The sequence below is a fragment of the Citrobacter sp. Ct235 genome (assembly GCF_030332305.1).
GTDB lineage: Bacteria > Pseudomonadota > Gammaproteobacteria > Enterobacterales > Enterobacteriaceae > Citrobacter_A > Citrobacter_A telavivensis.
Genome location: NZ_JAOWIC010000034.1, coordinates 118071 through 131753 on the forward strand (window position 1 = coordinate 118071; position 13683 = coordinate 131753).

Here is a 13683-nt window from a genome sequence, read left to right on the forward strand (position 1 = left end):
GAGAGGGGCAATGGAGTTCGCTTTTTATATCTGTGGCCTGGTCGCCATTCTCGCTACCTTGCGGGTGATCACCCATACCAATCCGGTGCACGCGCTGCTGTACCTGATTATTTCGCTGCTGGCGATTTCTGGAGTGTTCTTCTCGCTGGGGGCTTACTTCGCGGGTGCGCTGGAAATTATCGTTTATGCCGGCGCCATTATGGTGCTGTTCGTGTTCGTGGTGATGATGCTTAACCTGGGCGGTTCTGAAATCGAACAGGAGCGCCAGTGGCTGAAACCGCAGGTGTGGATTGGTCCGGCAATTCTGTCGGCCATCATGCTGGTGGTGATTGTGTACGCCATTCTGGGTGTTAACGACCAGGGTATCGACGGTACGCCAATCAGCGCGAAAGCGGTCGGTATTACGCTGTTCGGGCCTTATGTACTGGCGGTAGAGCTGGCGTCTATGCTGCTGCTGGCGGGGCTGGTTGTCGCCTTCCACGTCGGTCGCGAAGAGCGCTCTGGCGAAGTGCTGAACAACCGGAAAGACGACAGCGCGAAAAGAAAAACGGAGGAGCACGCATGATCCCCTTACAACATGGACTGATCCTCGCTGCGATTTTATTCGTTCTGGGCTTAACCGGTCTGGTTATCCGCCGCAATCTGCTGTTTATGCTGATCGGTCTGGAAATCATGATCAACGCTTCCGCGCTGGCCTTTGTGGTCGCCGGTAGCTATTGGGGCCAGACCGATGGTCAGGTGATGTATATTCTCGCTATCAGCCTTGCGGCTGCCGAAGCGAGTATTGGACTTGCGCTGTTGCTGCAACTTCATCGCCGTCGCCAGAACCTGAACATCGATTCAGTAAGTGAGATGCGTGGATGAACATGCTTGCCTTAACCATCATTCTGCCATTGATTGGCTTTGTCCTGCTGGCGTTCTCTCGCGGACGCTGGTCAGAAAATCTCTCCGCCACCGTAGGCGTCGGCTCCATCGGTCTGGCGGCGCTGGTCACCGCCTTTGTGGGTGTCGACTTCTTCGCGAACGGCAAGCAGGCGTTTAGCGTACCGCTGTGGACGTGGATGTCTGTCGGTGACTTCAACATTGGTTTCAACCTGGTACTGGACGGCCTGTCGCTGACCATGCTGTCGGTGGTCACCGGTGTTGGCTTCCTGATCCACATGTTCGCGTCCTGGTACATGCGCGGTGAAGAGGGGTATTCCCGCTTCTTCGCCTACACCAACCTGTTTATCGCCAGCATGGTTGTTCTGGTGCTGGCCGATAACCTGCTGTTGATGTACCTCGGCTGGGAAGGCGTGGGTCTGTGCTCCTATCTGCTGATCGGTTTCTACTACACCGATCCGAAGAATGGCGCGGCGGCCATGAAAGCGTTTGTCGTGACCCGTGTGGGTGACGTGTTCCTCGCCTTCGCACTGTTCATTCTGTACAACGAACTGGGCACCCTGAACTTCCGCGAGATGGTGGAACTGGCGCCGGCACACTTCGCCGCAGGCAACAATATGCTGACGTGGGCGACGCTGATGCTGCTGGGTGGCGCGGTCGGTAAATCGGCACAGCTGCCGTTGCAGACATGGCTGGCTGACGCGATGGCGGGCCCGACGCCTGTTTCCGCGTTGATCCACGCCGCAACGATGGTCACCGCCGGTGTCTACCTGATTGCCCGTACCCACGGCCTGTTCCTGATGACCCCCGAAATTCTGCATCTGGTGGGTATCGTTGGTGCGGTGACGCTGGTGATGGCAGGGTTTGCTGCCCTGGTACAGACCGACATCAAACGCGTACTCGCCTATTCCACCATGAGCCAGATAGGCTACATGTTCCTGGCGCTGGGCGTTCAGGCATGGGATGCGGCGATTTTCCACCTGATGACGCACGCCTTCTTTAAAGCGCTGCTGTTCCTGGCGTCCGGTTCCGTCATTCTGGCCTGCCATCACGAACAGAACATCTTCAAGATGGGCGGCCTGCGTAAGTCCATTCCGCTGGTTTATCTCTGCTTCCTGGTGGGCGGCGCGGCGCTGTCGGCACTGCCATTGATTACTGCTGGCTTCTTCAGTAAGGATGAGATTCTGGCGGGGGCCATGGCAAATGGTCATATCAATCTGATGGTGGCAGGTCTGGTCGGTGCGTTCATGACCTCCCTGTATACCTTCCGTATGATTTTCATCGTGTTCCACGGTAAAGAACAAATTCACGCTCATGCAGGGAAGGGGATTACTCACCACCTGCCGTTGATTGTCCTGATGATTCTGTCCACCTTCATTGGCGCGCTGATTGTACCGCCGCTGCAGGGGGTATTGCCGCAGACAACAGAACTTGAGCATGGCCGCGTGATGACCCTGGAAATTACCTCTGGCGTGGTGGCGATTGCGGGCATCCTGATTGCTGCATGGCTGTGGCTGGGTAAACGTACGCTTGTGACGTCGATTGCCAACAGTGCGCCTGGCCGTCTGCTGGGGACCTGGTGGTATAACGCCTGGGGCTTCGACTGGCTGTACGACAAAGTGTTCGTTAAGCCATTCCTTGGCGTCGCCTGGCTGCTTAAACGCGATCCGCTTAATGCGCTGATGAACGTACCGGCAATTCTTTCCCGCTTCGCAGGTAAAGGCCTGCTGTTCAGCGAGAACGGTTATCTGCGCTGGTATGTCGCGTCAATGAGCATTGGCGCCGTCGTGGTGCTGGCACTGCTGATGGTATTGCGTTGAGTTTGAGGATTGGGGTGTTTTGCCCGGTGGCGCAGGGCTTACCGGGCCTACGAAACGTAGGTCGGATAAGCGCTAGCGCCATCCGACAGTACCCAAAAGAATTTTCGAAATTCGTTGAAAATCAGGTCCTTTAGAGGACTTTTACAAGGAATAAAGATCACCATGTTATTACCCTGGTTGATACTAATCCCCTTTATCGGTGGCTTTCTGTGCTGGCAGACCGAACGCTTTGGCGTGAAGGTGCCGCGCTGGATAGCGCTGGTAACCATGGGACTGACGCTCGCGCTTGGCCTGCAACTGTGGCTACAGGGCGGCTATTCGCTGACGCAATCTTCTGGCATTCCGCAGTGGCAGTCTGAATTTGTCCTGCCGTGGATCCCGCGCTTTGGCATCTCAATTCATCTGGCAATCGACGGCTTGTCGCTGCTGATGGTGGTGCTAACCGGCCTGCTCGGCGTTCTGGCGGTACTGTGCTCCTGGCGAGAAATCGAAAAATATCAGGGCTTTTTCCACCTGAACCTGATGTGGATCCTCGGCGGCGTTATCGGTGTGTTCCTTGCCATCGACATGTTCCTGTTCTTCTTCTTCTGGGAAATGATGTTGGTGCCGATGTACTTCCTGATCGCGTTGTGGGGCCATAAGGCGTCTGACGGTAAAACGCGTATCACGGCGGCAACCAAGTTCTTCATTTACACCCAGGCGAGTGGTCTGGTGATGCTGATTGCCATCCTGGCGCTGGTGTTTGTTCACCACAATGCGACCGGCGTGTGGACCTTCAACTATGAAGACCTGCTGAAAACCCCGATGTCGCACGGCGTCGAGTATCTGCTGATGCTGGGCTTCTTCATCGCGTTTGCGGTGAAAATGCCGGTGGTTCCGCTGCACGGCTGGCTGCCGGATGCGCACTCCCAGGCACCGACCGCGGGTTCCGTTGACCTCGCCGGTATTTTGCTGAAAACCGCCGCTTACGGTCTGCTCCGCTTCTCCCTGCCGCTGTTCCCGAACGCGTCGGCGGAATTCGCACCTATCGCGATGTGGCTGGGCGTCATCGGTATCTTCTACGGTGCGTGGATGGCGTTCACGCAGTACGACATCAAACGTCTGATCGCCTACACCTCGGTTTCACACATGGGCTTCGTGCTGATTGCCATCTACACCGGCAGCCAACTGGCATATCAGGGGGCGGTGATTCAGATGATCGCGCACGGCCTGTCCGCGGCGGGTCTGTTCATTCTGTGTGGTCAGTTGTACGAACGTCTGCACACTCGCGACATGCGCATGATGGGCGGTTTGTGGGGCAAAATGAAATGGTTGCCTGCACTGTCTATGTTCTTCGCGGTGGCGACGCTGGGTATGCCAGGTACCGGTAACTTCGTTGGCGAATTCATGATCCTGTTCGGCAGCTACCAGGTGGTTCCGGTCATCACCGTGATTTCGACCTTTGGTCTGGTGTTTGCCTCTGTTTACTCGCTGGCGATGCTGCATCGCGCTTACTTCGGTAAAGCAAAGAGCCAGATTGCAAAACAAGAACTGCCAGGGATGTCGCTGCGTGAGCTGTTTATCATCCTGTTGCTGGTCGTGCTTCTGGTACTGCTTGGCTTCTATCCGCAGCCGATTCTGGATACCTCGCATTCTGCGATGAGCAACATCCAGCAGTGGTTTGTTAATTCCGTTACTACTACAAGGCCGTAAATCGCCATGACAATAACTCCACAACACCTGATTGCGCTGCTACCGCTGCTGATCGTCGGCTTGACGGTGGTGGTTGTGATGCTCTCCATTGCGTGGCGACGCAATCACTTCCTCAATGCCACGCTGTCGGTCATTGGGCTTAACGCCGCGCTGGTTTCGCTCTGGTTTGTTGGCCAGGCTGGCGCGATGGATGTCACCCCGCTGATGCGGGTTGACGGTTTCGCGATGCTCTACACCGGACTGGTTCTGCTGGCGAGTCTGGCGACCTGTACCTTTGCCTACCCGTGGCTGGAAGGCTATGACGACAACCGGGAAGAGTTCTACCTGCTGGTGCTGATTGCCGCGCTGGGCGGTATTCTGCTGGCGAACGCGAATCATCTGGCGGCGCTGTTCCTCGGTATCGAGCTTATCTCCCTGCCGCTGTTCGGCCTGGTAGGTTATGCGTTCCGTCAGAAACGATCGCTTGAAGCCAGTATCAAATACACCATCCTGTCTGCCGCCGCCTCTTCATTCCTGCTGTTCGGTATGGCGCTGGTGTACGCGCAGTCTGGCAACCTGTCGTTTGTTGCGCTTGGTAAGAGCCTCGGCGACGGTATGCTGAACGAGCCGCTGCTGCTGGCAGGCTTCGGGATGATGATTGTGGGTCTGGGCTTTAAACTCTCGCTGGTTCCGTTCCACCTCTGGACGCCAGACGTGTACCAGGGCGCTCCGGCTCCGGTTTCCACCTTCCTGGCGACGGCGAGCAAAATCGCTATCTTCGGTGTGGTGATGCGTCTGTTCCTGTACGCGCCGGTTGGTAACAGTGAAGCGGTTCGCGTGGTGCTGGGCGTGATTGCCTTTGCCTCCATCATCTTCGGTAACCTGATGGCACTGAGCCAGACCAACATCAAGCGTCTGCTCGGTTACTCGTCTATCTCTCACCTCGGCTACCTGCTGGTGGCACTGATTGCCTTGCAGAGCGGCGAGATGTCAATGGAAGCGGTCGGCGTTTACCTCGCCGGTTACCTGTTCAGCAGCCTCGGCGCATTCGGCGTAGTCAGCCTGATGTCCAGCCCGTATCGTGGCCCGGATGCCGATTCTCTGTTCTCCTACCGTGGTCTGTTCTGGCATCGTCCGATCCTCGCGGCAGTGATGACGGTGATGATGCTGTCTCTGGCCGGTATCCCGATGACGCTGGGCTTTATCGGTAAGTTCTACGTGCTGGCAGTCGGTGTGCAGGCGCACCTGTGGTGGCTGGTTGCCGCTGTGGTGGTGGGTTCCGCGATTGGTTTGTACTACTACCTGCGCGTTGCCGTGAGTCTGTACCTGAGCGCACCGCAGCAGCTTAACCGTGATGCGCCGTCTAACTGGCAGTACAGCGCAGGCGGCATCGTGGTGCTGATCTCCGCGCTGCTGGTGCTGGTGCTGGGTATCTACCCGCAGCCGCTGATAAGCATCGTGCAGTTAGCCGCACCGCTGATGTAAGCGAAAAGCAGAAACGACAAACCCGCTCCGGCGGGTTTTTTTATGCCGTATTCCATACGATGAAATACGTAAGGCATGATTCGGTTATGGTATAACGCAGATGCCTACGTGACAGGATGCAAAAATGTTCTTTACACATTCATCAACTTCATCCATTGGCTATTGGTTTACAGGTGCAGATGAGCACCAGAATCTTATTGTCGGTAATAAGATTAAAAATGCGCACCGTGGTCCACCGTGGATGGTTGTGGATCAAACGATCTCCTCGGTGATTGTAACGGCCAGGCACTGGCCTGGTCGTTTATGGCGTGTTCGTGTCATCAGGATGGGCGACATGTCTGGGTTGGTCGCTAACCCTGGCTACTGGCGCGCCAGTAAAATTGAGCTGATCGAAGCACTTTCCTGCGGTGTGCTGTTTGGCATGGCAGGGGAAGCAATAGTGACGCTACTGCAAGATATCAAACGTATAGACACAGAGCGGGCTGCGCTACTACAGACAAACCTGCCAGCGGATGCGCAACAACTCTGGCAACTGGCCTGGAAAAACTGGAACCGTCGTTTGCCCTCACCAAGAACTGAGTATGATGATGAAAACGAAGAATTAACGCTGGGATGGCCTGGGCGTGATGACAAGGAGGTCTCTCCTGTCGGACGTGGTTTTATGCTGGCACAGGAACTCTTCCGCCAGCATGTCCGCGAAACTCAAGGCTCTGCGGCCTTTATCCGGGTTGAGGAGGACGGAGAGACAGAAGAATATCTGACGCCACTGTGGTCAGCGGCGATACGGGCGCTGTTGTTTCGGATGATGGCGTTGGCAGAACGGGAATATCTTAGCCCGAGCGAGTTCGCTCAATTAAGCCAAAGCTGGAACGCTGTTTTTGTCGGGAAACCCTGCATTCGTGACCGCCCAGGGGGGCTGCGGTAGGGTATAAATAAAGACTCCAGCGTGCCAGCCTGGCGCAAAAGAGAAACGGCCCGAAGAGAGGGCCGTTCGTCTTTCAATACTCAGTATTCCGTGCACTCAAAACATCTTAAGCGAACATCAGGCAATCAGCTGACGGCTGACCAGCGGGCCGCTGACGTTTTGCGCCGCACGGTCCATCACTTCCTGAATAACGGATGACAGTTCATTGACCTCAAACTTCGCCACGTAGCCATCGGCTTTAACTTTGCGGACGTGATCTTCGTTGGCGCTGCCGGAGAGGGAAGAGTGAATCACCACCGGGATCTTCTTCAGCCGCTCGTCGGTTTTGATTTTCCGGGTGAGGGTGAAACCATCCATCTCCGGCATTTCAAGATCGGTTAGCACCAGTGCGATCTTCTCGCTGATCGCTTTGCCTTCCGCCTCCGCTTCCTGCGTCAACTGCTGGATTTTGTCCCACGCATCTTTACCGGTGACGTGCATCTGGTGGGGAATCTCCATCGCCGTCAGCGCTTTCTCCAGCATCGCGCGGGCCACGCGGGAATCTTCCGCGACAATGGCGACGGCACCGGGAGTGATGTTGAACTTATTGGTTTTCAGTTCCGTTGCGCGCAGGTCGTGATTCGACGGCACGATGTCATACAGGATCTGCTCAACGTCGAGCACCAGCGCCAGGTTGTTGGTCTCTTTGTCCTCATCCAGACAGGCGATACTGGTGATATAGCGGCCGTTCACCGCTTTCTCTGCGGTGTGTACCTGCTTCCAGTCCAGGCGCATGATGTTTTCCACTGACTCGACGGCGAAGGCCTGCACGCTACGGGCGTATTCGGTGATCAGCAGAATGTTGAGCCCATTCTCCGGTTTGCAGCCGGCAACGGCCGGGAGATCAATGACCGGAATAACCTGATCGCGAATGTTGACCATTCCCAGCAGGGGGGCCTTCATCCCCGCCGGACGGGTAAAGGCAGGCATGGGTACAATTTCGCGCAATTTAAACACGTTAATGCCAAACAGCTCGGACTTCTGTTCGTGCAGGGAGTTTCCCAGGCGAAACAGCAGCAGCTCAAAGCGGTTGGACAGGGTCAGATTCGCCCTGTCATCGATATCTTTCTGGAAATTATCCATTCTGCCCTCAGTGTGAATACAGCGTTTTTACTGTTATCGGCACTGAGGGCGAAAAATGGAGCACTAAACCGCGAAAACGGCGAAATCGTCGGCAAGTTCCGTGGCAGGAAAGATTGCCTGACACTCTGCCAGCAGTCGCTGGCAGCCTGCGGCGTCATAGCGAGAACTGACGTGCGTCATGATGAGTTTCCCGACCTCGGCCTCCCGAGCCAGCAGCGCCGCCTGGCGGGTAGAACTGTGTCCACGGCTGTTGGCCTTTTCTTCCATAGACGCATCCAGCGTGGTTTCGTGAATCATCACATCAACCCCTTTCGCCAGCGCAAGCGAGGATGCACAGGGCGCGGTGTCGCCAAAAATCGCAACCGCTTTACCGGGCGTCGCCGGGGCAAGAAAATCCGCACCGCGTATCACGCTGCCGTCTTCCAGCGTAACCGTTTTGCCGGCTTTCAGATCCTGAAACCAGGGCCCGGCTTTCACTCCTGCGGCTTTCAGCGCCCTGGCGTTCAGCGCGCCGGGTTTATCATGCTCTTCAACGCGGTAGCCGTAGCATTCCAGCGGGTGTTCAAGCGGGTAAGCCGTCACTTTTCGCAGCCCGTCATCAAGAATTTCCCCGGCGGTGATTTCGACGATTTCCAGCGGATAGTCGGTCCAGGAGCCGCTCAGTCGCAGCGCGGTTTCAGTAAACTCACGCAGTCCCTTCGGGCCGTAAAGCGTCAGCGGGTGAGCATTGCCCGCCATCGAACGGCTGCACAATAATCCCGGTAAACCGAACAGATGATCGCCGTGCAGATGGCTGATGAAAATCCGTTCAATCTTGCCGGGATGATGTGCCGTGCTCAACATCTGATGTTGTGTGCCTTCACCACAGTCAAACAGCCACAGAGCGGGCTGCGTCGGGTGCTGATGATGCAGCAAAATGGCCGTCACGTTACGTGCCCGCGTGGGAACGCCAGCCGAGCTGCCTAAAAAGAGAAATTCCATTATTTCATTACACTTTTGAAAAATAATCTGGCTAGTATAAATCGTTTACGGAAAAAGGAGCGCACGATGATTACCTGGCAAGACCTGCATCATTCGGAATTAACCGTCCCTCAACTCTATGCGCTGTTAAAACTGCGCTGCGCGGTGTTTGTCGTGGAGCAGAACTGCCCCTATCTTGATGTGGACGGCGACGACCTCGTGGGTGATAACCGTCATATCCTTGGCTGGCATGATGGCGAACTGGTGGCGTATGCGAGGATTCTGAAAAGTGCTGAAGATCTTGAACCCGTAGTGATTGGACGGGTGATCGTCAGTGAAGCGTTACGTGGTGAAAAACTGGGTCAAAACCTGATGGCGCAGGCGCTGGCATCCTGCCAACGACACTGGCCGGAGAAGGCGCTGTATCTGGGCGCACAGGCGCATTTGCAGGAATTCTATGCGCGATTTGGTTTTACGCCGGTCACTGACGTGTACGATGAAGATGGCATCCCTCATGTGGGGATGGCGCGCGAAGCGATTCGGGCGTGATCCTGAGTCATTGTCTATAGTTAGGGGCAGGTTTTACTAACATGGAGAACGAGAATGTCTTATCAATTTGGTGATTCGCGTATTGATGACGACCTGACGTTGCTGAGTGAAACGCTGGAAGAGGTGCTGCGTTCCTCAGGGGATCCTGCCGATCAAAAGTACATCGAACTGAAAGCGCGGGCGGAACAGGCGCTGGATGAGGTCAAAAAACGCGTAAGCCAGGCTTCAGATAGCTACTATTATCGCGCCAGGCAGGCGGTTTATCGTGCGGATGATTATGTACACGAAAAGCCCTGGCAGGGGATTGGTGTGGGCGCAACGGTCGGACTGGTGCTCGGTTTACTGCTGGCACGGCGCTAACCTGTAACCAGGATCGCATTTCCTCCCTAAACTGGGGTACTGCTTTTTTTCCGCAGTACCCCGTATAATGTGAGGTTTTTAACAGGGAGAGGTCCGCGTGCATTCACTCACTACTGCGCTGGAAGGTCTGACGCGTCTTTTGTCGCAGGCGATCCCGGCGGCACCAGGCATTCGGGTTCTCGATGTTCCTTTCCCCCTCAATGACGCCTTTGATGCGTTAAGCTGGCTGGCAAGTCAGTCCATTTATCCGCAATTTTACTGGCAGCAGCGCAATGGCGATGAAGAGGCCGCGGTGCTGGGTGTCGTTGCCCTTTTTTCCTCGCTTGATGAGGCGCAACGCTTTCTTCGCCAACATCCGCAGCAAACCGACCTGCGTATCTGGGGGTTAAACGCGTTCGACCCTCAGCAGGGCAATCTCGTGTTACCGCGACTTGAGTGGCGGCGCTGTGCGGGCGTAGTGGTGCTGCGTCTGCATCTGTGGAGCGATGTTTCTCTGCGCGAGGATGCTGACCGGGCGCTGACCTTCCTGGCTTCGCTGGCGAGCGTAAAACCGTTGCCGACGCTACGTCTGAGCAAAACGGGTGAACAGCACTGGCCTGAAAAAGCGGGCTGGATAAACCTGATTGAGCAGGCCACTCAGACGATTGCCGACGGTGAACTGGATAAAGTGGTGCTGGCACGCGCCAGCGACCTGCTATTTTCTCGCCCGGTGAATGCCGCTGCCGTTATGGCCTCGAGTCGCCGTTTGAATCTGAACTGCTACCATTTTTACATGGCTTTTTGCGCCGAGCGCGCGTTCCTTGGCTCGTCCCCGGAACGTCTCTGGCGTCGTCGTGATACCGCGCTACGCACCGAAGCGCTCGCCGGTACGGTGGCGAATCATCCTGATGATTATAAGGCCTGGCAACTGGGCGAATGGCTGATGAAGGATGACAAAAACCAGCGCGAAAATATGCTGGTGGTCGAGGATATTTGTCAGCGCCTGCAGGACTACACTCACTCACTGGACGTTTTGCCACCGCAGGTGCTGCGGTTGCGAAAAGTGCAGCACCTGCGACGTTGCATCTGGACGGCGCTGAATCAGGCGGACGACACGTTGTGTTTACTGCAGTTGCAGCCGACGGCGGCCGTCGCCGGGATCCCCCGCGAGCGGGCGCGGGCATTTATTCAACAGCATGAACCTTTTGCGCGGGAATGGTACGCCGGGTCGGCGGGTTATCTGTCATTACAGCAAAGCGAATTTTGTGTCTCGCTGCGGTCGGCGAAAATCAGCGGTAACGTGGTTCGACTGTATGCCGGCGCGGGTATTGTTCGCGGGTCAGATCCTGAGCAGGAGTGGCAGGAAATCGACAATAAAGCCGCCGGCCTGCGATCTTTGTTACAGATGGATGGATAATGAGTCACATATTCCCGATTCATATCAATAATCCCTTTTTTCCGTTCTTTATACTGAGTCGCAATATTGATACCGGACAATCTCATGTCAGTAAGCGCATTTAACCGACGCTGGGCGGCGGTCATTCTGGAAGCATTAACTCGCCACGGTGTCAGGCATGTTTGTATTGCCCCTGGCTCACGTTCCACGCCGCTCACCCTGGCGGCGGCGGAAAATTCGACCTTTATTCACCACACCCATTTTGATGAGCGTGGTCTTGGTCATCTGGCGCTGGGACTGGCGAAGGTGAGCAAACAGCCCGTTGCCGTGATAGTGACCTCCGGCACGGCGGTGGCTAACCTTTATCCGGCACTGATTGAAGCGGGGCTGACCGGTGAAAAATTGATCCTCCTGACGGCCGATCGTCCCCCTGAACTGATTGACTGCGGCGCGAACCAGGCGATTCGCCAGGCGGGCATGTTTGCCTCGCATCCGTCACAAACGCTTTCCCTCCCGCGTCCGACGCAGGACATTCCGGCCCGTTGGCTGGTGTCGACCATCGACAATGCGTTGACCTCGCTACATGCTGGCGCGGTTCACATCAACTGTCCATTTGCCGAGCCGCTGTATGGCGAGATGGATGAGACCGGTCTGGCCTGGCAACAGCGCCTCGGTGACTGGTGGCAGGATGACAAGCCCTGGCTGCGCGAAGCGCGTCGGCTGGAGAGTGACAAACAGCGCGACTGGTTCTTCTGGCGCCAAAAACGCGGCGTCGTCGTCGCCGGGCGAATGAGCGCGGAAGAGGGCAAAAAAGTTGCGCTGTGGGCGCAGACGTTAGGCTGGCCGCTGATTGGCGATGTGCTGTCGCAAACCGGACAGCCGCTTCCGTGCGCCGATCTCTGGCTCGGTAATGCGAAGGCGGTGACGGAACTCCAACAGGCGCAAATTGTGGTGCAACTGGGGAGCAGCCTGACCGGAAAGCGCTTACTGCAATGGCAGGCAAGCTGTACGCCTGAAGAGTACTGGATTGTCGATAATATCGAAGGACGGCTGGATCCGGCGCATCATCGTGGTCGTCGTCTGGTCGCAAAAATCGGCGACTGGCTGGAACTGCATCCAGCGGAAAAACGTCAGCCGTGGTGTGTGGACATCCCGCGTCTGGCGGAGCAGGCCTGGCAGGCCGTGGTGGCGCGTCGGGATACCTTTGGCGAGGCACAACTGGCACATCGTATTCGTGACTATCTGCCTGAACAGGGGCAGCTTTTCGTCGGCAATAGCCTGGTGGTGCGCCTGATTGATGCGCTGTCAAAACTCCCGGCCGGTTACCCGGTTTACAGTAATCGTGGGGCCAGCGGCATTGATGGCCTGTTATCGACGGCCGCGGGTGTGCAGCGCGCCAGCGCGAAATCGACGCTGGCTGTCGTGGGTGATTTATCGGCGTTGTATGACCTCAATGCGTTAGCCTTGCTGCGCCAGGTTTCTGCGCCGTTCGTCCTGATTGTGGTGAACAATAACGGCGGGCAGATTTTCTCGCTACTGCCCACGCCGCAGAGCGAACGTGAGCGCTTCTATCTGATGCCGCAGAATGTCCATTTTGAACACGCGGCCGCAATGTTTAACCTCAAGTACCATCGCCCGGAAAGCTGGGATGAACTGGAGGCGGCGCTGGCGGGTGCATGGCGTACCCCGGCAACCACGGTGATTGAACTGGTGGTCAACGACACCGACGGCGCACAAACTCTGCAACAACTGCTGGCGCAGGTAAGCCATCTATGATCCTGCACGCGCAGGCAAAAGACGCCCAGCCAGGTTCACCCTGGCTGGTTTTTCTGCACGGCTTTTCGGGTGACGGTCAGGAGTGGCAACCGGTTGGCGAGCAGCTTACGAATTTTTCCCGGCTGTATGTCGATTTACCCGGTCACGACGGATCGGCGGATATTCGCGTCAGCGGGTTTACCGATGTCATTGTCTTGCTGCGTAATACCCTTATTAGTTACAACATACTAAACTACTGGCTGGTGGGATATTCTCTCGGCGGCAGAGTGGCGATGATGGCGGCCTGTCAGGGGATGCCGGGGCTTTGCGGCCTGGTGGTTGAAGGCGGTCATCCGGGACTGCAAAGCGAGGCTGAACGCGACGCGCGCCGACGTTCCGATCATCGCTGGGCGGAACGTTTTCGCCATGACGCGTTGGCTGACGTGTTTACTGACTGGTATCAGCAGCCGGTGTTTGCCTCGCTGAACGCGCAGCAACGAGAAGCGCTGGTTGTTCTGCGTAGCCAGAATAACGGCGAAACGCTGGCGGCAATGCTGGAGGCCACTTCGCTGGCGGTCCAGCCTGATTTACGCGAGGCGCTCAACGCGCGCGCATTTCCGTTTTATTATTTATGTGGTGAACGTGACAGCAAATTCTGCGCTCTCGCGACGGAGTTAGCGGCGACCCGCTATGTGATTCGTAACGCCGGACACAACGCGCATCGGGAAAATCCCGCGGGCGTGGTGGACTGTCTGGCTCAGATTCTGCGTCTCTGACTA

13 protein-coding genes are annotated in these 13683 nt (G+C 56.4%); 11 read left to right on the forward strand and 2 right to left on the reverse strand.

Annotated elements, in window-relative coordinates; translation table 11 throughout:
* The first annotated feature begins 10 nt into the window (after positions 1 to 10).
* From nuoJ to OGY35_RS02550, 6 genes are all read left to right on the forward strand, one after another.
* Positions 11 to 565: an NADH-quinone oxidoreductase subunit J gene (gene nuoJ / locus OGY35_RS02525; RefSeq protein WP_152403375.1), complete on the forward strand. Its 555-nt coding sequence runs from the start codon at positions 11 to 13 to the stop codon at positions 563 to 565.
* On the forward strand, positions 562 to 864 hold the full coding sequence (gene nuoK / locus OGY35_RS02530) for an NADH-quinone oxidoreductase subunit NuoK (RefSeq protein ID WP_000612644.1): 303 nt from the start codon (positions 562 to 564) through the stop codon (positions 862 to 864). The genes nuoJ and nuoK overlap by 4 nt, the downstream gene beginning before the upstream one ends.
* Entirely contained in the window at positions 861 to 2702 is a 1842-nt protein-coding gene (gene nuoL / locus OGY35_RS02535) for an NADH-quinone oxidoreductase subunit L (RefSeq protein ID WP_152403377.1), read from the forward strand. Before nuoK ends, nuoL begins: the two co-directional genes overlap by 4 nt.
* Positions 2703 to 2864: 162 nt before the next feature.
* The gene (gene nuoM / locus OGY35_RS02540; RefSeq protein ID WP_152403379.1) at positions 2865 to 4394 is read left to right on the forward strand and encodes an NADH-quinone oxidoreductase subunit M; all 1530 of its coding nucleotides are present in this window, start codon (positions 2865 to 2867) and stop codon (positions 4392 to 4394) included.
* Positions 4395 to 4400: 6 nt separating this feature from the next.
* Positions 4401 to 5858, forward strand: coding sequence for an NADH-quinone oxidoreductase subunit NuoN (nuoN, locus tag OGY35_RS02545; protein WP_152403381.1), 1458 nt, complete (start codon positions 4401 to 4403; stop codon positions 5856 to 5858).
* A gap of 334 nt (positions 5859 to 6192) precedes the next feature.
* The gene (locus OGY35_RS02550) at positions 6193 to 6783 is read left to right on the forward strand and encodes a hypothetical protein (protein ID WP_286631330.1); all 591 of its coding nucleotides are present in this window, start codon (positions 6193 to 6195) and stop codon (positions 6781 to 6783) included.
* A 117-nt stretch (positions 6784 to 6900) separates the two neighbouring features.
* On the opposite strand, the gene OGY35_RS02555 is transcribed toward OGY35_RS02550, so the two are convergent.
* Positions 6901 to 7905, reverse strand: a complete 1005-nt coding sequence (locus OGY35_RS02555) for a chemotaxis protein (RefSeq protein ID WP_152403384.1) — start codon at positions 7903 to 7905, stop codon at positions 6901 to 6903.
* A gap of 63 nt (positions 7906 to 7968) precedes the next feature.
* Positions 7969 to 8886, reverse strand: a complete 918-nt coding sequence (gene rbn, locus OGY35_RS02560; RefSeq protein ID WP_286631331.1) for a ribonuclease BN — start codon at positions 8884 to 8886, stop codon at positions 7969 to 7971.
* A gap of 66 nt (positions 8887 to 8952) precedes the next feature.
* Here rbn and OGY35_RS02565 point away from each other — a divergent pair, with 66 nt between their 5' ends.
* The 5 genes from OGY35_RS02565 (at position 8953) to menH (ending at position 13680) form a co-directional block, all read left to right on the forward strand.
* Positions 8953 to 9414 carry a GNAT family N-acetyltransferase gene (locus OGY35_RS02565; protein WP_178828520.1) on the forward strand — a complete coding sequence of 154 codons (462 nt, stop codon included), beginning with the start codon at positions 8953 to 8955 and terminating at the stop codon, positions 9412 to 9414.
* Positions 9415 to 9468: 54 nt separating this feature from the next.
* Positions 9469 to 9774: a stress response protein ElaB gene (gene elaB, locus OGY35_RS02570; RefSeq protein WP_042317819.1), complete on the forward strand. Its 306-nt coding sequence runs from the start codon at positions 9469 to 9471 to the stop codon at positions 9772 to 9774.
* Positions 9775 to 9871: 97 nt separating this feature from the next.
* Positions 9872 to 11170 carry an isochorismate synthase MenF gene (gene menF / locus OGY35_RS02575; protein WP_286631332.1) on the forward strand — a complete coding sequence of 433 codons (1299 nt, stop codon included), beginning with the start codon at positions 9872 to 9874 and terminating at the stop codon, positions 11168 to 11170.
* An 84-nt stretch (positions 11171 to 11254) separates the two neighbouring features.
* Positions 11255 to 12925, forward strand: a complete 1671-nt coding sequence (menD, locus tag OGY35_RS02580) for a 2-succinyl-5-enolpyruvyl-6-hydroxy-3-cyclohexene-1-carboxylic-acid synthase (RefSeq protein WP_286631333.1) — start codon at positions 11255 to 11257, stop codon at positions 12923 to 12925.
* On the forward strand, positions 12922 to 13680 hold the full coding sequence (gene menH / locus OGY35_RS02585; RefSeq protein WP_286631334.1) for a 2-succinyl-6-hydroxy-2,4-cyclohexadiene-1-carboxylate synthase: 759 nt from the start codon (positions 12922 to 12924) through the stop codon (positions 13678 to 13680). Before menD ends, menH begins: the two co-directional genes overlap by 4 nt.
* Positions 13681 to 13683: the final 3 nt, after the last annotated feature.

Coding starts and splice junctions, on each gene's coding strand:
- nuoJ (WP_152403375.1), top strand. CDS start 11: ATGGAGTTCGCTTTTTATATCTGTGGCCTGGTCGCCATTCTCGCTACC.
- nuoK (WP_000612644.1), top strand. CDS start 562: ATGATCCCCTTACAACATGGACTGATCCTCGCTGCGATTTTATTCGTT.
- nuoL (WP_152403377.1), top strand. CDS start 861: ATGAACATGCTTGCCTTAACCATCATTCTGCCATTGATTGGCTTTGTC.
- nuoM (WP_152403379.1), top strand. CDS start 2,865: ATGTTATTACCCTGGTTGATACTAATCCCCTTTATCGGTGGCTTTCTG.
- nuoN (WP_152403381.1), top strand. CDS start 4,401: ATGACAATAACTCCACAACACCTGATTGCGCTGCTACCGCTGCTGATC.
- OGY35_RS02550 (WP_286631330.1), top strand. CDS start 6,193: ATGTCTGGGTTGGTCGCTAACCCTGGCTACTGGCGCGCCAGTAAAATT.
- OGY35_RS02555 (WP_152403384.1), bottom strand. CDS start 7,905: ATGGATAATTTCCAGAAAGATATCGATGACAGGGCGAATCTGACCCTG.
- rbn (WP_286631331.1), bottom strand. CDS start 8,886: ATGGAATTTCTCTTTTTAGGCAGCTCGGCTGGCGTTCCCACGCGGGCA.
- OGY35_RS02565 (WP_178828520.1), top strand. CDS start 8,953: ATGATTACCTGGCAAGACCTGCATCATTCGGAATTAACCGTCCCTCAA.
- elaB (WP_042317819.1), top strand. CDS start 9,469: ATGTCTTATCAATTTGGTGATTCGCGTATTGATGACGACCTGACGTTG.
- menD (WP_286631333.1), top strand. CDS start 11,255: ATGTCAGTAAGCGCATTTAACCGACGCTGGGCGGCGGTCATTCTGGAA.
- menH (WP_286631334.1), top strand. CDS start 12,922: ATGATCCTGCACGCGCAGGCAAAAGACGCCCAGCCAGGTTCACCCTGG.